This window comes from Mesobacillus zeae, assembly GCF_003570705.1.
Lineage (GTDB): Bacteria > Bacillota > Bacilli > Bacillales > Cytobacillaceae > Mesobacillus_C > Mesobacillus_C zeae.
This window is the reverse complement of record NZ_QWVT01000024.1, coordinates 19,122-41,527: the sequence shown is the minus strand read 5'-3', so window position 1 is coordinate 41,527 and position 22,406 is coordinate 19,122. Positions and strand designations below refer to the sequence as shown.

The 22,406-nt window shown below is 45.7% G+C and carries 21 protein-coding genes, 1 other RNA gene and 1 other annotated feature; of the genes, 2 read left to right on the top strand and 20 right to left on the bottom strand.

Annotation, left to right across the window (positions count from 1 at the left end):
* Window positions 1–89 precede the first annotated feature (89 nt).
* The 14 genes from mltG to cymR all read right to left on the bottom strand — a co-directional run bounded on the left by mltG (window position 90) and on the right by cymR (window position 13,608).
* On the bottom strand, window positions 90–1,247 hold the full coding sequence (gene mltG, locus D1970_RS14170) for an endolytic transglycosylase MltG (protein ID WP_119113530.1): 1,158 nt from the start codon (window positions 1,245–1,247) through the stop codon (window positions 90–92).
* Between the two features lie 216 nt (window positions 1,248–1,463).
* Window positions 1,464–1,751: a DUF1292 domain-containing protein gene (locus D1970_RS14165; protein ID WP_119113529.1), complete on the bottom strand. Its 288-nt coding sequence runs from the start codon at window positions 1,749–1,751 to the stop codon at window positions 1,464–1,466.
* A gap of 13 nt (window positions 1,752–1,764) precedes the next feature.
* Complete coding sequence (ruvX, locus tag D1970_RS14160; protein WP_119113528.1) at window positions 1,765–2,181, bottom strand: Holliday junction resolvase RuvX; 417 nt, start codon at window positions 2,179–2,181, stop codon at window positions 1,765–1,767.
* Window positions 2,181–2,450, bottom strand: coding sequence for an IreB family regulatory phosphoprotein (locus D1970_RS14155; RefSeq protein ID WP_119113527.1), 270 nt, complete (start codon window positions 2,448–2,450; stop codon window positions 2,181–2,183). The genes ruvX and D1970_RS14155 overlap by 1 nt, the downstream gene beginning before the upstream one ends.
* A gap of 70 nt (window positions 2,451–2,520) precedes the next feature.
* Window positions 2,521–5,154, bottom strand: a complete 2,634-nt coding sequence (gene alaS, locus D1970_RS14150; protein WP_119113526.1) for an alanine--tRNA ligase — start codon at window positions 5,152–5,154, stop codon at window positions 2,521–2,523.
* A 362-nt stretch (window positions 5,155–5,516) separates the two neighbouring features.
* Entirely contained in the window at window positions 5,517–6,593 is a 1,077-nt protein-coding gene (locus D1970_RS14145) for an AI-2E family transporter (RefSeq protein ID WP_119113525.1), read from the bottom strand.
* A gap of 110 nt (window positions 6,594–6,703) precedes the next feature.
* Complete coding sequence (locus D1970_RS14140; protein WP_119113524.1) at window positions 6,704–6,838, bottom strand: YrzQ family protein; 135 nt, start codon at window positions 6,836–6,838, stop codon at window positions 6,704–6,706.
* Window positions 6,839–6,876: 38 nt separating this feature from the next.
* Complete coding sequence (locus D1970_RS14135; protein ID WP_119113523.1) at window positions 6,877–7,068, bottom strand: YrzR-like zinc ribbon domain; 192 nt, start codon at window positions 7,066–7,068, stop codon at window positions 6,877–6,879.
* Window positions 7,069–7,093: 25 nt separating this feature from the next.
* Entirely contained in the window at window positions 7,094–7,567 is a 474-nt protein-coding gene (locus D1970_RS14130) for a PRC-barrel domain-containing protein (protein WP_119113522.1), read from the bottom strand.
* A gap of 26 nt (window positions 7,568–7,593) precedes the next feature.
* Entirely contained in the window at window positions 7,594–10,056 is a 2,463-nt protein-coding gene (recD2, locus tag D1970_RS14125; RefSeq protein ID WP_119113521.1) for an SF1B family DNA helicase RecD2, read from the bottom strand.
* A gap of 32 nt (window positions 10,057–10,088) precedes the next feature.
* Window positions 10,089–10,745 carry a tetratricopeptide repeat protein gene (locus D1970_RS14120; protein ID WP_119113520.1) on the bottom strand — a complete coding sequence of 219 codons (657 nt, stop codon included), beginning with the start codon at window positions 10,743–10,745 and terminating at the stop codon, window positions 10,089–10,091.
* A 109-nt stretch (window positions 10,746–10,854) separates the two neighbouring features.
* Window positions 10,855–11,970 (bottom strand): tRNA 2-thiouridine(34) synthase MnmA, encoded by a 1,116-nt coding sequence (mnmA, locus tag D1970_RS14115; protein ID WP_119113741.1) that lies wholly within the window; start codon window positions 11,968–11,970, stop codon window positions 10,855–10,857.
* Between the two features lie 42 nt (window positions 11,971–12,012).
* On the bottom strand, window positions 12,013–13,158 hold the full coding sequence (locus D1970_RS14110; protein ID WP_119113519.1) for a cysteine desulfurase family protein: 1,146 nt from the start codon (window positions 13,156–13,158) through the stop codon (window positions 12,013–12,015).
* Between the two features lie 27 nt (window positions 13,159–13,185).
* Window positions 13,186–13,608 (bottom strand): cysteine metabolism transcriptional regulator CymR, encoded by a 423-nt coding sequence (gene cymR, locus D1970_RS14105; protein WP_119113518.1) that lies wholly within the window; start codon window positions 13,606–13,608, stop codon window positions 13,186–13,188.
* 217 nt (window positions 13,609–13,825) lie between these two features.
* On the opposite strand from cymR, the gene D1970_RS14100 reads away from it, so the two are divergent.
* Window positions 13,826–15,100, top strand: coding sequence for a replication-associated recombination protein A (locus tag D1970_RS14100; RefSeq protein WP_119113517.1), 1,275 nt, complete (start codon window positions 13,826–13,828; stop codon window positions 15,098–15,100).
* A gap of 71 nt (window positions 15,101–15,171) precedes the next feature.
* Here the strand turns inward: D1970_RS14100 and D1970_RS14095 are convergent, their stop codons facing one another.
* From D1970_RS14095 to D1970_RS22450, 5 genes are all read right to left on the bottom strand, one after another.
* Window positions 15,172–15,939 carry a tRNA threonylcarbamoyladenosine dehydratase gene (locus D1970_RS14095; protein WP_119113516.1) on the bottom strand — a complete coding sequence of 256 codons (768 nt, stop codon included), beginning with the start codon at window positions 15,937–15,939 and terminating at the stop codon, window positions 15,172–15,174.
* A gap of 169 nt (window positions 15,940–16,108) precedes the next feature.
* Window positions 16,109–16,300, bottom strand: a non-coding RNA gene (ssrS, locus tag D1970_RS14090) — 6S RNA.
* 63 nt (window positions 16,301–16,363) lie between these two features.
* Complete coding sequence (gene aspS, locus D1970_RS14085) at window positions 16,364–18,139, bottom strand: aspartate--tRNA ligase (RefSeq protein ID WP_119113515.1); 1,776 nt, start codon at window positions 18,137–18,139, stop codon at window positions 16,364–16,366.
* 13 nt (window positions 18,140–18,152) lie between these two features.
* A complete protein-coding gene (gene hisS, locus D1970_RS14080; protein WP_119113514.1) occupies window positions 18,153–19,424 on the bottom strand; it encodes a histidine--tRNA ligase in 1,272 nt (423 codons plus the stop codon).
* A gap of 69 nt (window positions 19,425–19,493) precedes the next feature.
* Window positions 19,494–19,736 (bottom strand) — a binding site (T-box leader).
* Window positions 19,737–19,782: 46 nt separating this feature from the next.
* Window positions 19,783–19,959, bottom strand: coding sequence for a hypothetical protein (locus D1970_RS22450; protein WP_181213201.1), 177 nt, complete (start codon window positions 19,957–19,959; stop codon window positions 19,783–19,785).
* Between the two features lie 249 nt (window positions 19,960–20,208).
* Here D1970_RS22450 and D1970_RS14075 point away from each other — a divergent pair, with 249 nt between their 5' ends.
* The gene (locus tag D1970_RS14075; protein ID WP_119113513.1) at window positions 20,209–21,714 is read left to right on the top strand and encodes an N-acetylmuramoyl-L-alanine amidase family protein; all 1,506 of its coding nucleotides are present in this window, start codon (window positions 20,209–20,211) and stop codon (window positions 21,712–21,714) included.
* A 233-nt stretch (window positions 21,715–21,947) separates the two neighbouring features.
* Here the strand turns inward: D1970_RS14075 and dtd are convergent, their stop codons facing one another.
* Window positions 21,948–22,388, bottom strand: a complete 441-nt coding sequence (gene dtd, locus D1970_RS14070; RefSeq protein ID WP_119113512.1) for a D-aminoacyl-tRNA deacylase — start codon at window positions 22,386–22,388, stop codon at window positions 21,948–21,950.
* Window positions 22,389–22,406 lie beyond the last annotated feature (18 nt).

Here is a 22,406-nt window from a genome sequence, read left to right as displayed (position 1 = left end):
TTTCGTCAATCTTCGCAAAAACACTCGAACTATTTTAACATAAATAAAAGGGGAATGCTATTGTTTCTCATTCCCCACACAGACTGCCCTTACTTTTTGCCAGTAATATGCTTTGCTTTTTCGCTATTATGTTCTTCTAGTGTCCTTGTATAAATGACGTCCCCCGTGGAGGTTGCAAGGAAGTACAAAAAGTCTGTTTTATCCGGCGTAAGTGCCGCTTCAATGGACATTACCCCGGCGTTTGCGATCGGTCCCGGCGGGAGCCCTTTGTTCTTATACGTGTTATACGGTGAATCAATCTCAAGGTCCTTATAGTAAACCCGGTCCTTATGCTTTCCATGGGCGTATAAGACTGTAGGATCTGTCTGCAGCGGCATATCCTGCTTAATACGATTATAAAAAACACTTGATATCTTGTTTCTGTCCGCTTTTTCAGTTGCTTCCTCTTCAATGAGTGATGCCATTGTAAGGAGTTTGTGGGTCGTCATCTTCTGAGCAGAAGCCTGTTCCCGATATTTCGCCAAAGTTTCGTCTGTTTTGTCCAGCATGACCATAACCATTTCTTCAAACGCAGGTTTCTCTGTATAAAAAGGATAGGTTGCAGGGAACAGATAACCTTCCAATGGATTTTTCACTTTCTGATCGAGAATTTCTTCTGTAAGAAGTTCAGGGTATTTATCCATCATTGATTTGACAAACTTTTTATCATTCAGCTTTTGAAGGACCGCTGCGGGATCCTGCCCTGTTTTCTCCCCGATAATCCCCGCTATCTGTGAGAGCTGTTTTCCTTCAGGGATTGTGATCCTCATGGTTTCTTCCTGCATCACGCTCCCGGTTTTAAGCCCTTTAACAACTTCAGGAAGTGTCATCGATGGCTTCATCTTGTACTTCCCAGCCATAAATCCGGATTCATTCTTGAACTTTACATAGTACTTAAAGATTCGGGCATCACGTATAACCCCTTTATCTTCAAGGATCTGGCCAATTCCGTTTACTGATGAGCCAATCGGGATTTCAACTTTAACAGTCTTTTTACTGTCACTGTCTACAGGGTCCAAAGCATTGTTCACATAAATAAAACCACCCAGAACTGCAATTACAACAAGTAAACCAAGGCCTAATGCAGCAATGGAAACTGCTTTTCGGACAACTTTTGCCTCGCTATGCTGTTCTTCCAATTTATCGTATATGTATTGTTTTTTGTCCGGCTTGTCCGGACTGTTCTCTTTATTCCTGTCTTCAGGCATATTTTCCCCTCCGGGCTTCCCTTATAGTCCAACTGTTAATTCTCGAACCATTATACTATATTTTACCTCCAGGAATAAAAAATTTATCGAAAAAACACTCCCATAAATAAAATAAACAGACAAGAATGGATAAAATACTGCAAAAAAAACAGCACAAAAAAGCCGGGATTTTAGCCCGGCTTTTTGTTACCCAGGTTGCCCCGGATGAATTGCTATTTATTCCTCATCCTGATCAGCAAGGAAAGTTTCAAGCATTTCCTCAATCATGTCCCACTCTTCATCTGTTTCAATTGGAGTCAATTCTCCATCTTGCCCGTCCTCAGTCGGAACAAATGAAGAAGCATGAATTTCAATATCTTCTTCGTCTTCTTCCTCTGCACCGATTGGGTAATAAAGGACATAGGATTTTCCGAACTCCTCGGAATCAAATGTGAAAAGGACCTCGCAAAGCTGCTCGTTTCCGTTTTCGTCTACTACTGTAATGTTGTTTTCACCATGTTCCATAATTTTCACCTCATTAGGATTGGCTGTCAAGATAACCTTGAAGGATCATGACTGCAGCCATCTTATCTATCACTTTCTTGCGTTTGCTGCGGCTGACATCGGCCTCAATCAGCAACCTTTCAGCCGCCATTGTGGTAAGACGCTCGTCCCAAAGAATGACAGGAAGATCATACATTTCCCCAAGCTCCGCCCCATACTTCTGGCAGGCTTGTCCTCTTGGTCCAATTGAGCCATTCATATTTTTGGGAAGCCCTACAACAATTTTGCCCACACTGTACTCTTTTATTATAGACCCTAATTCCGAAAATCCAAACTCATTTTTATCCTCATTGATTTTCAGGGTCTTCAAACCTTGTGCTGTCCAGCCAAGCTCATCGCTTACTGCAACACCAACTGTCTTTGTTCCCACATCCAAACCAAGTGTCCGCATTATTGGCCCTCTCGCTGCTGTTTCAGGTACGATTTCACCAATTCTTCAATGATTTCATCGCGTTCCAGTTTCCTGATGATATTGCGGGCATCCCGGTGGCGCGGAATGTACGCCGGATCTCCCGACAGCAAATATCCGACAATCTGGTTGATAGGGTTGTACCCTTTTTCCTTGAGCGCTTCGTACACTTGGAACAATACATCATCCACATCATGTTCGAAAGGCTCTTCTGGAAAATTAAATTTCATTGTTTTATCGAAAGAGCTCATAAAATGCACCTCGCTTTATTCGTAGGCTTGGAAAGCAATTACCTACATTTTACACTACTTCTGCTTTATATCAAATGGATTTGATCCATTCTTCAGCAAATTGAAGGGCACTTTCCAGCTTTTCAGGCTCTTTCCCGCCTGCCTGGGCCATATCCGGACGGCCTCCGCCTCCACCTCCGCAAATGGATGCTGCTTCTTTGACGAGCTTGCCGGCATGATAACCTTTGTCTATCAGATCTTTTGTAACAGCAGCAATAAGGTTCACTTTGCTTCCATCAGCACTTCCGAGCAAAATAACTGCAGACCCAATCTTTTGTTTCAAATCATCCGCAATATTCCTGAGACTATTCATGTCTGCAGCCTGGACACGGGCAGCCAGCAGCGGTACGCCATTTATATCCTTGACCCTTGAAGCAAGGCTCCCTGCTTCAATATTTCCCAGTTTTGCAGAAAGCGATTCATTTTCACGCTGAAGCTGTCTGTTTTCGCCGAGAAGAGCTTCCACTCGGCCAGCGACATCTTTTGGAGCAGTCTTTAATTTTGCAGCAGCTGTTTTCAGAATCGTAATATGATCATTCAGCACATGGTAAGCAGATTCGCCCGTAACCGCTTCTATTCTTCGCGTTCCGGCTCCAATCCCTGCTTCCGATACAATTTTGAACAAGCCGATCACGGAAGTGTTTGGCACATGGCATCCTCCGCATAGTTCTAGGCTATAGTCGCCAACTTGGACAACACGGACAACATCGCCGTATTTCTCTCCAAACAGCGCCATTGCACCCATTGCCTTAGCTTCATTAATTGGCTTCAGGTCTGTTTGAACTTTCATCCCCTGCCAGATTTTCTCATTCACGATTGTCTCAATTTTCTCGAGTTCTTCCTGTGTCACTTGGCCAAAATGGGAGAAGTCGAACCTAAGCCTGTCAGCCTGTACAAGAGAACCTGCTTGGTTAACGTGTGTTCCAAGCACATCTTTTAGCGCTTGGTGAAGTAAATGAGTCGCTGTGTGATTCTTGATGACTCTTCCCCTGTTAACAGCGTCCACTATTGAAGTAACAGCCTGTCCTGACCGGATTGTCCCCGATTGAACGACTGCATTGTGGAGATTCTGCCCGTTTGGCGCCTTTTGCACATCTTTTACTAAAACTGTTACGCCCTCTGCGGTAAGCGTCCCTGCATCGGCAATCTGGCCGCCACTTTCAGCATAAAAAGGAGTTACATCAAGGATGAACTGGAATACTTCTCCTCCGCTTGCTTCCTCAGCAAGCTCGCCTCCCTTGATAATGGCAACTAGCGTGCTTTCTGCTTCCAGCCTGTCATAGCCAACAAATTTACTCTCTGTCTTGATATCGCCAAGAATTCCGCCCTGTACCACCATCGATCCGACATCCTGGCGTGCAGATCGGGCCCTGTCCCGCTGTCTTTCCATCTCGGCTTCAAATCCGGCATGGTCGGCTTTCAGGCCTTCCTCCTGCACATATTCTTCCGTCAGTTCCACCGGGAAACCGTAGGTATCATACAAGCGGAAAATATCTTCTCCCCTGATCGTATCGCTTCCTTTTTCCTTTTGCTCCTTGATCAGGTCACCCAGAATCGCAAGTCCTTCGTTAAGCGTTTCATGGAATCGATCTTCTTCATTTTTAATAACTTTTTGAACAAATTCTTCCTTGTCTTTTACCTCAGGGTAGAAATCATCCATGATACCGGCAACCACTGGCACAAGCTCATGCATGAAAGGCCTGTTGATGCCAAGTTTTTTTGCGTAGCGAACTGCGCGACGGAGCAGTCGGCGAAGGACATAGCCACGGCCTTCATTTGAAGGGAGAGCGCCATCAGCCACAGCAAAAGATACTGTCCTTATATGGTCCGCAATGACTTTGAATGCCGTATCTTTTTCTTTGGAAACTCCATATTTCTCATCAGAAATTTGTTCCGTTTCTCTGATGATTGGCATGAACAGGTCTGTATCGAAGTTGGTTGGCACATTTTGGACAACTGAAGCCATCCGCTCAAGACCCATTCCTGTATCGATGTTTTTCTTTGGCAGCGGAGTATATGTACCGTCAGGATTATGGTTAAACTCTGAAAAAACAAGGTTCCATACTTCGAGATAACGGTCATTTTCACCGCCAGGATACAATTCACTGTCTTCCGGGTCGTCTCCGTATGCCGGACCGCGATCATAGAAAATTTCGGTGTTTGGACCACTTGGCCCTTCCCCTATATCCCAGAAGTTCCCCTCCAGGCGGATGATTCTCTCTTCAGGAACGCCCATTTTTTTATTCCAGATTTCAAAAGCCTCATCATCTTCCGGGTGAATGGTAACGGACAATTTTTCTTTTTCAAAGCCGATCCACTTCTCATCAGTGAGAAACTCCCATGCCCACTCGATCGCTTCAGTCTTGAAGTAGTCGCCAATCGAGAAGTTTCCGAGCATTTCAAAAAATGTATGATGTCTCGCAGTGTTTCCAACGTTTTCAATGTCATTTGTGCGAATCGATTTTTGTGCATTGGTAATCCGTGGGTTTGCCGGGATCACCCTGCCGTCAAAATACTTCTTCAGCGTTGCAACCCCACTGTTAATCCAAAGCAAGGAAGGATCTTCATGGGGAACAAGCGAAGCGCTTGGCTCCACCGCATGTCCTTTTTCCTTGAAAAAATCGAGAAACATCCTTCTAATTTCCGAGCCTGTGAGCTGTTTCATTTTAACGCCTCCTTATAAGTTTAAGATTGGTTCAGGATTAAATTGGAATATAATTCCTTTTAAAAGCAAACAAAAAAGCCCCCATCCCTGGACAGGGACGAGAGCTAATCTCGCGGTACCACCCTGATTATGAATGCCAAACAGCTGCATCCATCTCTCAAATCGCCTTAACGCGGCTTCACGGCAGGTTTTGACTGCACTCGGGATTAGCCTTCTGCTGCCCTTCACCGGAAATCCCTTTCAGCCGTGGGAATTCCTCTCTTTTCAGCGGTCTGCAGCATACTCGATCCTTCAACATGTTAGTTTTTGATATCGTATAGCCGAATTATATAAAGCGCACATCCATTTGTCAAATTTCTTTTTTAAGTAGCTTGCTTTCTTTTCGCTGCAACAAGATGGTCCCGTGCGTGGACGATTGCCGCCCTCAGAATGACGACAATCGGTACAGCGAGTACCATCCCGGCAATTCCTCCAGCCTGTCCGCCAGCAAGCAGAGCAAACATGATAATCAAGGGATGCATATGGATGCTCTTTCCAACTATGAGGGGAGAAAGGATATTTCCTTCGATGAACTGCAGGGTGAAGACAATAATCGCACAGGTCAGCATTAATTTGATGGAAATGGTTGCAGCTATGATCACTGCAGGTATGGCGCCGATAACGGGTCCAAAATAAGGGATGACGTTAGTAATGCCAACAATCACCCCAAGAAGCACGGCATAAGGCATTCCGGCAATAGAAAAAAGAAGTGCCGAAATGGTTCCAATTGCGAGGCAGACAAGGAGCTGCCCGCGGATATACCTCCCCAGTGAAAGGTCTACATCCCGCAAAAACTGCTGACCGGGTTCACGCCAGGATTTCGGTGACATATACCATGCTGCTTTTTTGATCTGGTCATGATCCTTCAGCATGTAAAAAGCAATAAAAGGAATCACCGCAAGACTCACGATTGAATTCATCAGACTTAGCAATATACTGATTATTCTCCCAAGGATGTTGTCGAGTGAATTCTCGAGCGCTGCGATAAATTCATCAATTCTTTCATGCACACCTCCCGGCCAGCTTGAAGTCTGGTGCTCTATACTCTCAATCCACTCCCTGTATTGAGCCGCGAAAATTGGTGCGTTTTCAGAAAGATCCTCCAGCTGGGAAATGAACAGCGGAATACCCTTGTAGATTCCATAACCCGTAAAGCTGAAAAAGAGTGTATAAATGATGAAGACAGCAATCCCTCGATGCAGTCCTTTTTGGTGAAGAAAATCAACGACAGGATGCAGTAGGTAGGTGATGAATGCCCCAACAAAAAAAGGGACGATCAACGAGCCGATCATCTCGGCTGCCGGAATCCATACTTGCCGTATTTTAAGAAAAGTATAAATAACTGCAAATAACAGGAGAAGAAATCCAAGCCGATAAAACCATTTCATCCGGATATCCAATATGTTTCGCCTCCTGTACCTATTTTTTTACAGACGAAAAATTCTATACAGGTAGAGTTTGGCAATTTACCGATAAAAAAGCCCTTGCTTTTTCAGCAAAGGCTTGAAATTCAAAAAAAAGCTTTGGATATTCTTTTTTTCATCCTCTTCATCTGACGCTTGTTTGGCAAATTGGTTTTCCCTACAAGGGTTGACACAGCCATTCCGGCTCCAAATGCAAGCACGGTGGTGAACATTTTATTCATGTCATTTCACCTCTTACTTGTTTCCGCCAAGAGAATCTTTATCCTCCGAATTGGCGCTGTTCTTCATCAAACAGATCATCAAGGGAACTGATGCTTCCGTCCTCTTCCACTTGATGGGTGTGAATAATACCATTTTCCAAGGATAATTCAATGAAGCAATTCCAGCAGTAATACTGATTAATTCCAATTTTACCGATGTCTTTACTGCGGCAATTTGGGCACGTTAACATAAAAGGACACCTCTTTGTTCAAGACTTACTTGTCTACGTTAACAATGATGGCGTCCTTTTCGATTGCAGGGGGGCCGGCTGGTTTAACCAGTCGCTTTCCTTCCGATATATCCGAAAAAAAGCCATCCGTTAATTCGTACCCTACAATCGTGCCCACTTCTTCATGGAAATATACATCATCAAGAAGACCGAGCTCACGGCCGTCTTCCGTTACAAACATCCGCCCTAACAAGCTGTCGTGATGCTCCAGTGTATACTCACCTGAATTCTTGCTTTCCTCACGCAATGATGATTGTTCAACCACCAAATTGTCGGAATTAACAGCAATGATGCTCGCTATTTCGACAGAAGCGCTTGGCTTGAAAAGATTACCTCTCCTTACAATAAGCCTTTTCACCCTGCCGTCATCCGAAAGAACCAAATCTGATACCGTCCCCAATTTTCCCCCTGTACCGGCTTCTAAAACCGGCAAGCCTTTCAGCACGGAAAATGTCCGCAAGATGACTCCCACCTTTCCGAACAGGATTAGTTTCCGCCATCCTCCATGAAATCATAAGGAGTAAGGTTTTCCATACCAATCATCGGGTCAGCCTTCAATAACATGCTTGAATAGTCGTCATTATCTTGCGGAAGTTCTGATAAATCAGCAATTTGCAGTGATTCTCTTTCTGCTTCCTCACCTGCTTTGACCTCGGCACCAAGCTGATCTGGAATCGCTTCCCCGAGCTTTTGGACTAGGGTTGTATTCCGTTTCAAATCATCTGCACGATTGATTCCAAGCCTGAAAGCGTCCTCTTCCCCGCAAAGGATCAAAAACTGCTTGCTTCTGGTGATGGCCGTATAGAGTAGGTTTCGCCGCAACATTCTGTAATAGCTTTTAACTACAGGCAAAATCACAATGGGAAATTCGCTTCCCTGTGATTTATGTACAGAACAGCAATAGGCATGGGTGATTTGCGAGAGATCCTGCCGCAGATATGTTACTTCGTTCCCCTCATAGGAAACGATGATCTGGTCCTGTTTCTCCGTGTTTTCTTTTGCGTAAAAAATTGCGACAACCTCACCCATATCCCCATTGAATACATTGGCCTCAGGCTGGTTCACAAGCTGTAGCACTTTATCGCCCACTCTGTACTTCACATCTCCAAAAGCCATTTCTTTTCTGCTTCCATCAGGATTAGGGTTGAAAATTTCCTGCAGCAGCAAATTGAGACGGTCAATCCCTGCAGGCCCTCTGTACATAGGCGCAAGCACCTGGATGCTTTTCGCTGTGTAGCCCTTCTTCTTCGCATTCTTAACTACTTGTTCTACTACCTCGGAGATTTGTCCCGACGTACAACGTATGAAAGACCTGTCAGCCTGCTGTGCTGTCAAGTCTTTAGGAACTTCCCCGCTTTTCATATGGTGGGCAAGCTCAATGATAGAAGAACCCTCCGCCTGGCGGTATATATCTGTCAGCCTGACAGTTAGAATCCGGTTTGAATCAAGCATATCCTTCAGCACTTGGCCGGGACCAACAGAGGGGAGCTGATCCTCATCGCCAACAAGGATGACCTGGATGTTTTCCGGCAAAGCTTTAAACAGCTGATGTGCGAGCCATATATCGACCATTGAACTCTCGTCAACGATTAAAAGCTTTCCTTCGAGTGGCTGGTCTTCATTCTGGTCAAAACCTTCGGAGCCATTCCAACGGAGCAGCCGGTGTATTGTGACAGCTGGGAGCCCGGTGGATTCTGCCATCCTCTTTGCCGCCCTTCCTGTGGGAGCAGCAAGCAAGAACGGAAATGGTTCTTCCTTCCGGTAGTCATTAGGATCCAGAGAACATCCATGCAGCTCGGCATATAGTTCGACAATTCCTTTTATGACAGTGGTTTTTCCCGTCCCAGGCCCGCCAGTCAAAATCATCATCGGCGACATCAGCGCAGTCTGGATCGCTTCCTTCTGAGACGGTGCATACTGTACCCCGAGCCTCTCTTCCAGGCGGCCAAGCGCAAGCAGAAATTCCGACTCGGGAAACTGATCCTCATAATCCTTTTGTTCAAGGATCCTGCCGATATTGGAAACAAGCCCTTTTTCAGAGTAATATAGCGAAGGCAAGTAAATCTTTCTGTCCTCTACCACGATTTTCTTTTCCTCACCAAGCTTGATGATTTCTTCTGATATGGCATTAAATTCAATCTCGGGCGACTGGCTGTCTTCAAGAAGCTTCTTTACTTCCTCAAGCAAAACTTCAGCCTCCACAAAGACATGGCCCGACTGCTGACTGGAACCTTCAAGGGTATACAGGCAGGCAGCTTTGATCCTGTCAGGATGGCTTCCAACAATCCCAAGCTGCCTGCCAAGTTCATCTGCCCGTCCAAAACCGATTCCTTCTATATCCTCAACAAGTTGATACGGATTGTTTTTGATGGTTTCGATCGCCCGTTCCTTATACGCCTGGTAAATCCTCATGGAAATTTGCGGACCAAAGCCATATTGGTTCAAAGCAACCATCACTTGCTCGAGCCCTTGATGCTCCATCAGCGTATCATACAGCAATTTTGCTTTCTCGGGAGCAAGTCTTGGTACACTGTCAAGGATGGACGGATTTTCCATGATTCTGCTGATGGCCCTCTCCCCAAGCTCGTCCACAATGCTCTCCGCTGTTTTTTTTCCGATGCCCTTGAACAAGTCACTTGAAAGGTATCCAATTATTCCTTGCCGTGATTGAGGCATATCCTTCCTGTAATGTGTAGCGGCGAACTGTGCTCCAAATTTCGGATGCTCCTTCAGTTCTCCAAAAAAGACATACGTTTCCTGCTCATGGACCCGGGGAAAATAGCCTGTAATAACCGCTTCTTTTTCGTCATAGGTTTCATTTGTATCCTCGACGCGGATTCTGAGGACAGTATAAAGATTTTGTTCATTGTGAAATATTGTGACAAGGTGTTTACCCTTGATATATTTATCCTGTTCGGAAAACAAGTCAATCGCAGGCTGCTCTTCCATCAGAATCCCCCCAGTCCAGCCTTATTTTTAGATTAGCCCATCGATTCTTGAATCAATTTTTTGCCATGCGCCGCCAGCAAATGGTCAGGTTGTACATCGAGGGCCTGTTCAAACATTTCGAGTGCTTTTTCTGCATTTTCCTTGAATCCGTAAGCAACGCCTAAATTGTATAAGGCATCAGCGTGGGAAGGATCAATGGCAATACACTTCTCAAGCTGTTTGACTGCTTCATCTATGTACTGCTCTCTTGCCAGGACGAGTCCGTACTGAAATCGTGCCTCAGCGTCTTCTTCAAGCAGTTCCGTGCTCCTCTGAAAGTAAGGGATTGCGAGCTTCCCCTGATCAAGCTGAAGTAAGGTCATTCCAAGCATAAAAAAGTTATCACCCGACTGCAGACCATTTTTCATAGCATGTTCAAACATTGCCTTTGCTTCTTCAAACCGCTCAAGCTCATAGAACAGGTTCCCCTTGCTGTAATAGGCTGCTCCTGCTCCTTTGTCTAGGTCAATGGCTTTATCGTAAAACTTCAATGCTTTTTCTGTTTCTCCAACGGCGGAAAGTACATTACCAAAATTAATATAGGCAACCGTATCAAGCGGATTTTCTTCAATGGCTTCCATAAAAAGCCCCGCTGCTTCTTCCCATTTGCCCTCTTGCATATATTGTATTCCTTTTGCATTTTTGTCCATTTTCCACACACGCTCCATTCAATGGAAGTATAGCATAAATCAACGGGAGCGGGCACCCGCTTCCCTCGATAAACGAACCCCGGCTCAGTTTGAGCCGGGGTCCATATGATCAGCCAACATACGTCAGCTTTTCTCCCTTACTAAACACTTCGTCAATTGTTCCGCCGCCCAGGCACTCTTCACCATCATAAAATACAACAGCCTGTCCAGGCGTTACAGCTCTGATTGGCTTTTTGAAAACGACTTTCGCCTTCCCATTTCCCAGCAATTCGACACTTACCTCGTTATCAGCCTGACGGTAACGGAATTTCGCAGTGCAGTCAAAAGCCTCCTGCTTCTGCATGTCTGAGGTCCAGCTAATATCCTCGGCAAGGATGCTGTCGGAGTAGAGGAATTCATTGTGAAAGCCCTGACCTACATAAAGGACATTCTTCTCCAGGTCTTTTCCAACCACAAACCACGGATCGCCAGAACCCCCAATCCCAAGGCCGTGTCTTTGACCAATCGTATAATACATGAGCCCGTCATGCTTTCCTTTGACTTCTCCGTCTAGTGTCTGCATTTCCCCAGGCTGTGCAGGAAGAAAGCTGCCAAGGAACCCTTTAAAATTACGTTCTCCAATAAAGCAAATCCCCGTGCTGTCTTTTTTTGTTGCCGTCGCAAGGCCCGCTTCTTTTGCAAGTTCGCGCACAAGCGATTTTTCGAGATTGCCGATTGGGAACATGACCTTACTGAGCTGCGACTGTGTCAGCTGGTTCAGGAAATACGTCTGATCCTTATTATCATCTAGGCCCCGGAGCATTTTATGCTCCCCGTCCAAGTACTCGACTCGCGCATAATGGCCTGTTGCCAAATAATCGGCGCCTAGATTCACCGCGTGCTCGAGGAAAGCTTTGAACTTGATTTCCTTATTGCACATAACATCAGGGTTTGGCGTCCTGCCCGCTTTATATTCTTCAAGGAAATAAGTAAATACTTTGTCCCAATATTGTTTTTCAAAATTGACTGCATAATATGGAATCCCAATCTGGTTGCAGACACGGATGACATCGTTATAATCCTCTGTTGCTGTGCAGACGCCATTTTCATCGGTATCATCCCAGTTTTTCATAAAAATCCCGATGACATCGTAGCCCTGCTGCTTCAAAAGAAGCGCAGCAACGGAAGAATCCACACCGCCAGACATCCCGACAACCACTCTTGTATCTTTTGGAGATTTATCCATCATTATGTTCTCACCTCACTTGCTCATTTCTTTTCCTGTCCATTAACGGCTTGTCAGCCTGAGGACAATTGCCGCTGTTTCCTCAGCGGCTTTCTTTATTTGTTCCAAGCTGTTGTTCAATCCAAAACTGAACCTGACAGCATTAGCCAGCCTGTCCGAGCCCTCGCCGAACATGGCCACAAGGACATGCGAGGGTTCAATGGAGCCTGCCGTACATGCCGAACCGCTTGATGCTGCGATACCTGCAAGATCAAGATTCACAAGCAGAGCCTCAACATTTGTTCCCGGAAAGCTTAAGTTTAGAATATGCGGAAGTGATAGATCAAGTAAACCGTTCTGTTCATAATGAATATCAAAACTGTCCAACACATTCATGAAGGCTTCTTTATACTGTTTGTACTCTTCTCGTCTCGTCTTTTGGGTTTCGGCGGATATTTGGACAGCTTTCTCAAATCCTGCGATGGCTGGGACATTTTCGGTTCCTGCCCGCCGCTTGCGTTCCTGATCCCCGCCAAAAGCCCTTTGCGCAAGCTTGATGCCATTCCGGACATATAAGAAACCTATTCCTTTAGGACCGTTGATTTTATGCGCGGATACTGACATCATGTCGACCCGAAGGTCGTCAACATTCAATTCCTCTACCCCGTATGCCTGTACAGCATCGGTATGGAGTGCCGCCTGATGGCCTGAAAGCAGTTCTCCTATTTCCATGATGGGCTGCAGAGTACCGACTTCGTTGTTTCCGTACATGACGGAGACAAGAATGGTGTCATCCCGAAGCGCTTTTTTCAATTCGTCAAGTAAGATAAGTCCTTGCTTGTCCACACCAAGGTACGTCACTTCGAATCCCCGTTTCTCAAGCTCTTCGCAGCTATGGAGGACAGCATGATGCTCGATTGACGTGGTGATGATATGAAGACCCTTGTCACGGCTGCTTTCCGCATATCCAATTAATGCGAGGTTGTCCGCTTCCGTTCCGCCGCTTGTAAAAATAATGCTGTTCGGTTTGGCTCCGATGTTTGCGGCAAGAGTTTCCCTTGCGCTGTCAAGAATACCCCTTGTCTCTCTGCCAAAGGAATGAATGCTTGATGGGTTGCCAAACATTGATTCCATCACATTCACCATCGTCTTGGCAACCTCGGGGTGGATTGGGGTCGTGGCAGCATGGTCTAGATACATTCTATCCAAAATGACACCTTCTTTGTGAGTTTAAAATTAGATATAAAACATATAAGCATCAGAATTCCCGCCATCATCTGAATGATTGGCAAGGTCTTCTATAGTCGTGTTGTCCAGGACCTCTTTAACGGCATCCCGAATCCTGATCCACAATTCCCGCTTTGCGGGCTCTTCATCTTCTATCCCTTCTACAGGACTGATGGGACCTTCCAACACCCGGATGATATCTCCCGCAGTAATATTTGACGGTTTGTCTCCAAGAAGATATCCGCCATAGGCACCACGGATGCTCCTGACAAGACCTGCGTTTCTCAGGGGTGCGACAAGCTGCTCGAGATAATGCTCGGACAGGCCATTCGTCACAGCAATCGATTTAAGCGAAACAGGTCCATCTCCGTATCGTTTAGCAAGTTCAATCATGATTGTAAGGCCATAACGGCCTTTCGTCGAAATTTTCATTGTACAGCACCTCTATTCGTCTCTTTTTCACAAATGCCCAAACAAGCGGATCCCCTTTAGTGAAAAACAGCACCTTTCATACACTCATTTACAAATCCTTAGTCTATAGGTTGGCTTTAGCCATTATAGCACAGATTTCGGTACGTATACATTTGCCCAGGCTTCCTATTATGTTAAATTTAATTCATTAGCGCAGTTTTTATTGGGAGAGATGACCATGAGTGAAAAGCCTCTTGCTTTTAGAATGAGGCCCAGAACGATAGATGAAGTGATCGGCCAGAAACATCTCGTTGGGGAAGGGAAAATCATCCGCCGCATGGTAAATGCCCGGCAGCTTTCATCCATGATACTGTACGGGCCGCCAGGGATCGGTAAAACATCGATTGCGAGTGCGATTGCCGGCAGCACAAACTATGCCTTCAGGACACTGAATGCAGTCACGAACAATAAGAAAGACATGGAAATCGTTGCAGCAGAAGCAAAAATGTCAGGTAAAGTGATCCTCCTTCTTGACGAGGTACACAGACTTGACAAAGCTAAACAGGATTTTCTTCTTCCCTATCTTGAGAATGGAATGATCACCCTGATTGGAGCAACAACAAGCAACCCTTACCACGCCATCAATCCCGCCATTCGAAGCCGGGCCCAAATATTCGAATTGAAGCCGCTCGAACCTGCTGATATTAAGATTGCCTTGAACAGGGCACTGGCAGACCGGGAAAGAGGGCTCGGAAAGTATAATGCCGAAATAGATGCAGAAGCACTGGATTATTTTGCCCAAGCATCCGGAGGAGATGTAAGAAGCTCCCTTAACTCTCTGGAACTTGCTGTTTTGTCTACCGCGCCTTCTGATGAAGGAATCATCAGGATCAGCCTGCAGGCAGCAGAGGAATCCATGCAGAAAAAGAGTCTCGTGCATGATAAGGACGGAGATGCACATTATGATGTCCTGTCTGCGTTCCAAAAATCAATCCGAGGGAGCGACACGAATGCAGCCCTCCATTATCTTGGTAGGCTGATTGAAGCCGGCGACCTTGTCAGCATAGGCAGAAGGCTTGTGGTCATTGCCTATGAGGATATCGGGCTCGCAAATCCGCAGGCAGGCGCCAGAACACTCGCAGCCATACAAGCAGCGGAACGGCTGGGCTTCCCGGAAGCGAGAATCCCACTAGCCAATGCTGTAATTGAACTATGCTTATCGCCTAAATCTAACACCGCCTATCTGGCAATAGATTCAGCTCTGGCTGATATCAGGGCTGGGAAAAGCGGAGATGTCCCAGACCATTTGCGGGATGGTCACTATAAAGGGGCAAAAGAGCTCGGGCGCGGGATCGGCTATCAGTATCCTCACGATTTTGAAGGAGGCTGGGTGAAGCAGCAATATCTTCCTGACAAGTTGAAAAACAAAGTCTATTACCACCCGAAAAAAACGGGAAAATTCGAGCAGGCACTTGCAGCCATTTATGAAAAGATCATGGGACCCAGAAAATAACTTTCCTTCTCCATCATGCAAAAAGAAGCCCTTCTTTATTGAATGCAATGAAGAAGGGCTTCTGCTTTTATTCAATCTTTCTCATTTGCCCGCTTGATCTTTATTCCCTCAAGCAGTTGTCTTACTACATAGCTCGCCATAATCAGCCCGCAGGCGGATGGGACAAAAGCATTCGAGGATGGAGGCATTTTCGCTTTCCTGATTACTGCGTCATCTTTGCCGACAACCTTGCGCACATCTTCCCTGATCACGATTGGGCTTTCATCAGAAAAAACAACAGGCAGGCCTTTGTGGATTCCTTCCTTCCGAAGCCGAGTCCTGATTACTTTAGCCAATGGATCTGTATGTGTCTTCGAGATATCAGCAATTTGAAAGCGTGTCGGATCCATTTTATTAGCGGCACCCATGCTGGAAATGATAGGAATGCCGCGTTTGAGGCATTCTTTTGCCAAATGGATCTTATAAGAAATTGTATCGGACGCATCCACAACAAAATCAAGCCCTTGGCTGAAGAACTCTTCGTATGTCTCTTCTGTATAAAACATTTTCATGGCAATCACTTCACAGTAGGGATTAATGTCCCTTATCCGTTCTTCCATCACTTCAACCTTTGGCCTGCCGACCGTTGATAAAAGTGCGATAAGTTGGCGGTTCACATTGGTGATGTCAACATCATCCTTATCAACAATCACAAGCCTTCCAACGCCTGATCTGGCCAGTGCTTCAGCGGCGAAAGATCCTACGCCGCCGATACCCAGAACGGCAACGGTGCTGTTCTTCATTCGTTCAAGCCCCACTTGACCAATGGCGAGTTCGTTTCTTGAAAATTGATGAAGCATTTATCTCACTCCAAATCACCTGATTTTCATCAGTAAATCTTTTAACACTTTACCCGATTAACAATATATCATACCTAATGCTAAATACAAGTATATTCATAGGAATAATAATCAATTATACATGAAAAAACTCCACGCATTTAGCGTGGAGTGAATGTACTATGTAGCGAAAAGTCCCAAGCGTGCCGTTAACTTTAATCCTTCGTTTTGAACCCGCTCTATGCAAAGCAGGTGGGTGCACTGTCCCAGGCATTGCAAGTCCACATAAGAGAGGCATTTGCGCAGTCTGGAAACCCCGGGCTCCCGAAGTAGATATGTTCGGTCAAAACTTCAGGGCGGATAACGAACACATCAGGACTTTTCTGTTGTTGAGGTAATAATAACACATAGCTGATAAAAATTCAAGGAACGAAGCAGAAAGCTATTATGCTTTGTCCCCTAAATTAAGGGATAGATGCAGGTCGTCAAGCTGTTCCTGGCTGACTCCTCCTGGAGCTTCGGTCAGCAGGCAGGAAGCGCTCGCTGTTTTCGGAAAAGCAATGGTATCCCGCAGGTTTGAACGGCCCGCAAGCAGCATGACAAGGCGGTCCAGCCCTAGTGCAATGCCTCCATGCGGCGGTGTCCCATATTCAAACGCTTCAAGCAAGAAGCCAAACTGTGCTTTCGCTTCTTCTTCAGTGAAGCCGAGAACAGAGAACATTTTTTCCTGGATGTCACGTTCAAAGATACGCAGCGATCCGCCACCGAGCTCATACCCATTTAGGACAAGATCATAGGCTTGAGCCCTGACTTCACCAGGCGCTTCATCGAGTTTAGGAATGTCACTGCGAACCGGCATCGTAAACGGATGGTGGGCTGCATAATAGCGGCCTTCTTCTTCTGCATATTCGAGCAACGGCCAGTCAGTAATCCAAAGGAAGTTGAACAGGGACTGGTCGATAAGGCCAAGTTCCTTCCCAAGTTTCATCCTTAGCGCTCCTAGAGCATCTGCTACGACACTCTTTTTATCGGCAACAAAAAGCAGCAAGTCGCCTGCAGATGCCCCGAGCAGGTCAGCAAGCTTTTCCTGCTCTTCGGCATTGAAGAATTTCGCAATCGGTCCTTTTAGCCCGTCTTCTTCAACCTTCAGCCACGCTAGGCCTTTTGCCCCGTATACGGAGGAGAATTCTGCCAGGCCGTCAATATCCTTCCTGGAATAGCTGCCTGCAGCAGCTTTAACATTGATACCTTTCACTTGGCCTCCGCCGGAGACAGCTGCGGAAAACACTTTAAATCCGGAGTCTTTCACAAGCTCGGATAAATCTTTAAGTTCCATCCCAAATCTTGTATCCGGCTTGTCCGAACCAAAACGGGACATTGCTTCATCAAAGCTCATCTGTTTGAATGGAATCTCAATATCGATGCCTTTGACTTCTTTCATTACTTTTTGCATCATTCTCTCAGTTAGTGCAAGGATATCTTCCTGGCTTAAGAAGCTGGTCTCGATATCAATTTGTGTAAATTCCGGCTGGCGGTCTGCCCTGAGGTCCTCGTCGCGGAAACAGCGTGCAATTTGGTAATACCGTTCAAAGCCGCCAACCATCATCATCTGTTTAAAGAGCTGCGGAGATTGCGGCAGAGCATAGAACTCACCTGGGTGAACCCGACTTGGCACCAAATAATCGCGGGCACCTTCTGGAGTACTCTTTGTAAGGATCGGTGTTTCAATATCAAGAAAGCCTTCGCTGTCAAGAAAATCACGGACAGCTTTTGTGGTTTTGTGGCGCATCTTAAAAGTCTCAAACATAACCGGCCTGCGGAGATCCAAATAGCGGTATTTAAGGCGGATATCTTCAGAAACATCCGTTTTGTCGGCGATCACAAACGGAGGTGTTTTAGCTTCATTAATGATCGTAATTTCGTCTGCATGCACTTCAATTTTTCCCGTTTTGAGGTTTTGATTTACCGTTCCCTCCTGGCGGGCAACAACCGTTCCTTTAATATCAAGGACGTATTCATTCCTTACTTTTTCTGCCGTTTCAAGAGCCTCTTTGGAGACATCCGGATTCAAAACGATCTGGACAATCCCTGACCTGTCCCTTAGATCTATGAAAATAAGACCTCCAAGATCCCGTCGTTTTTGTACCCATCCCTTGAGGGTGACTTTCTCCCCGATTGCTTTCTCTGTTACTTCACCACAAAAATATGATCTGCCAAACATTTTACTTCCTCCTTTAACCCTTGATTTTACGGAAAGTTTCTATGAAATCGTCAAGCGGAACTTCTGTCTGTCCGCCATCTGCCATCGATTTTAACGTGATTGTGTTCGCTTCAAGTTCATCATCACCGAGAACGGCGACATATTTTGCTTTCAGCCTGTCCGCTGCCTTGAACTGTGCCTTTACTTTCCGGCCAAGGTAATCGCGTTCTGCCGATATGCCAGCTTGGCGAAGCTCATGCAAAAGGCCGACTGTGTATTCTCCCGCTTTTTCTCCCAACGCAGCGAGATAGCAGTCAATTCCTTCTTCGTTCTGGATTGCCACACCCTCTGCATCAAGAGCTGCAAGCAGGCGTTCGATACTGAACGCAAATCCGATTCCTGGTGTTTCAGGACCGCCAATTTCCTCGACAAGGCCATTATACCGGCCTCCGCCGCACAATGTGGTGATCGCCCCGAATCCTTCGGCACTGCTCATAATTTCGAATGCGGTATGGTTATAATAATCAAGTCCACGGACAAGGTTGGGATCCACTATAAACTCAATATCCATCGCTGTCAGGTATTGTTTCACCTTGGCAAAGTAATCTGCTGACTCTTCATTTAAGTAACCTGTAATGTCGGGAGCCGTCTTCATCAATTCGTGCTCTCGATCTTTTTTACAGTCCAGGATTCTCATGGGGTTTTTTTCCAGTCTGCTCTGACAGTCATGGCAAAATTCCCCGATCCGTGGCTGAAAGTGTGCAATGAGGGCCTCTCTATGCGCTTTTCTGCTTTCCTTGTCCCCCAGGCTGTTAATGACAAGTTTCAGGCTTTTAAGCCCCAATTCCCGATAAATCTCCATTGCCATTGAAATAACCTCGGCATCAATCGCTGGGTCCTTGCTGCCAAGCGCCTCGACCCCAAATTGAACGAACTGGCGGAACCTCCCTGCCTGCGGACGTTCATACCGGAACATCGGTCCCATGTAATACAGCTTGACTGGCTGGCTTGGATATCCAAACATTTTGTTCTCAACATACGACCTAACAGTTGAAGCTGTTCCTTCCGGGCGGAGAGTGAGGCTGCGTCCTCCTCTGTCCTCGAAAGTATACATCTCTTTCTGGACAATATCGGTCGTATCTCCTACACCCCTCTGAAACAGTTCTGTATGTTCAAATATCGGTGTGCGGATCTCCTTATACTGGTAATTGCGGCAAATGTCCCTCGCCTTATTTTCGATATATTGCCATCTTTCCGATTCACCAGGCAAAATGTCCTTCGTTCCGCGCGGAATATTGATTGACATAATATAACCTCCCTGTACGTTCGCTTATGTAAAAATAAAAAAGCTCCCGTCCCTTGTCTTTTAAAAAAAACAAGGGACGAGAGCCTGGATTCCCGTGGTACCACCCTAATTGAAGTGCATAATGCACTTCCACTTTTACAGTTAACGCCTGCAAACGTCCTTCCCTAATGACAGCCTTGCAAAAGGCGAATGTTCAGGAAAGAGCCTACGGAGTGTTCATTCATTGAGCCACCATGCAGAAATGCTTCCAGCCAAGGCATTTCCTCTCTGTCCAAGTATTTCCCAACTACTGTTCTCCATCATCGGCAATATTTCAGTATGACTATTTACTTAATAATAAAGAGCGGCAATCATGTTGTCAAGAACGTTCCAACTGTTTTTTCAGTTTTTTCACATCACGGAGACAAAGTCCGAATTCAGATGCCAATTCTATCATATTGTTGTTCTGCTCTTTTTGGATAAAATCATGGAAATCGACGCTGAATATTTGATTTTCTCCCATTTGGGAGGCTGCATGTTTCCCGTTGCTTCTCATACTAATCACCTTCCCCGTGTTTTCGTCCTCTCTATTCTTTCCAACGTCGGAGAAAATGTTTCATTTTATTTTTTATCTGAAAATAATCGAGCTTGTTTTACTATGACGAAAAAAATCCCGAAAGGACTTTTATTGCTGAATGGCCACTTCTTTTGTCGTACTGGTCGATTTTTCAAATTTCCTCCGTTAGTATAATTGTATTCGCAATTATCTGTCATAAAAAAAGTATTTAAACATAGGGGGAGTAAAATGCGTCCTAGCAGGCTGTTCATGCTGTTTTTTTTTATCCCGCTTTTTTTTGTGAATTCAGGTTCAGCCGCAGGGCTGATTACCCTGACAGCCAGCTCTGTCAATATTAGAGAAGGTCCGGGGCTTCACTATCCCGTGTTAGAAAAGGCAATTGAAGGAAAGGAATATTCAGCCATTGAACAGGAAAAAGGCTGGATAAAAATCAGGCTGGATAGCAATAAAACAGGCTGGGTCTCCAGTGAGTACACCGAGCGTGCAGATGATAGTGCCTTTCAACAAGCAATAGTGGATGCAGACAGCCTTCGTGTCAGAGAAGGACCTGGGACAGCATTTGCTGTGATTGGGTCTATTAGAAAGGGACAAGCAGTTTCTATTGTGAAACATAATGAAAAATGGGCGAAAATTTCCTCAGGCCGGTTTGAAGGCTGGGTTTCAAAAGAGTTTTTGGCTGTCGGCGACCTGCCCCGCAATGATGAAATTGACGGTAAAGCAAAAGAAAACGTGGATAAGCAGGAACAGACTGTATCCGTAAACGTCACTTTAATTAAAGTTAGAAACAAGCCAATCGGTGGAAAAATTATAGGCACTGCCGAAAAGGACGAAAAGTTTACGGTGCTTGATGAGAAAAAGAATTGGATCCAACTGAAGCTTAGGAGCGGGAAAAAGGGCTGGGCTCCGGAATGGCTTTTTTCAAGGGATTCTCTGCAAACTGCCAACATTGTTCGTGGGACTAAAATTACGATCCTGAATAATGGGACAAGCATCCGGGACAAACCAGGACCTGGAAACAAAATCATCAAGAGGGCCGGACGGAGGCAAACGTTCAAAGTAATAAGTTTTCGGGATAGCTGGTATGAAATCCGCCTCCCTGGAGGCAGAACAGGCTATGTTGCAGGCTCGCTGGCCTCCGTAAACGGAACAGGGCCACAAATTGCAACAAAAGAATCGTCGGGTTCTACAAGGAATAAAACAATCGTAATTGATCCTGGACACGGAGGTAAAGATTCAGGTACAGCTGGAAGCAATGGACTAAAGGAAAAGAATCTAACATCGATGACAGCACATCTGTTGTATGACAAATTGAGAATAGCTGGCGCTAATGTAATCATGACCCGCTACACTGATACTTATCTTCCTCTGACTGAACGAATTAAAATCTCGCACGACCACCATGCCGACGCTTTTATCAGCATCCACTATGACAGCACCCAAGACAGTTCCATTCGGGGAACCACAAGCTATTATTATCATCAATACCAGCAGCCGCTCGCAGAACAGCTTCATACAAGCATCAGTCACAGGACGAACCTAGAGGACCGGGGAGTACGCCAAGGGAACTACCATGTTATCAGGGAAAACAGCCAAAATGCTGCTTTATTGGAGCTAGGGTACTTGAGCAATTCAACCGAAGAAAACATCGTTGAGACTCATCAATACCAAGAGGCAGCTGCAAGAGGCATTTACGAGGGACTCAACCGATATTTCCAATCCCTGTCAGAGCAATAAAACTATTAAGGTGTGCTATAACTAGGAAAAATATACTGCCGGAGAAAATACCAAGTGACGAACAAGAAAATAAATCAAGATAATAAACTAAAAATAGAAATTCGACGTTTCACCTGAAACCCATGCACCGGGCAGCAAATTCCTAGCGTTCCAACCAAAATTGTGCTCTGGAAAGTTTCCTTCAACAAAAAAAGGCAATACAGAGGACCTATATCCTTTGTCTTGCCTCTTCCCTATTTGCTTTCGATTATTAAAGTGACAGGGCCATCATTTACTAGTTGAACATCCATCATGGCTCCGAACTCTCCGGTTTCTACATTGATTTCTTTATCCCGCAATGCTGTGTTAAATGCTTCGTAAATTTTTTCAGCATGCTCCGGGCGCGCTGCATCCATAAAGTTTGGGCGCCGTCCCTTGCGGCAATCCCCGTACAGGGTAAACTGCGATACGGACAGAACTGCGCCTCCAACATCAAGCAGCGAAAGGTTCATTTTGCCTTCCTCATCTTCAAATACGCGAAGGTTCGCCACCTTGTCTGCCAGGTAGGCTGCATCACTTTCAGTGTCGCTCTGTGTCACGCCAACGAGCACCATAAACCCTGTTTTAATCGAGCCGGTAACTCTTCCCTCAACTGTTACTTTTGCTTCGCTGCTTCTCTGGACAACGATCTTCATTCGATTCCCCACCTCAAA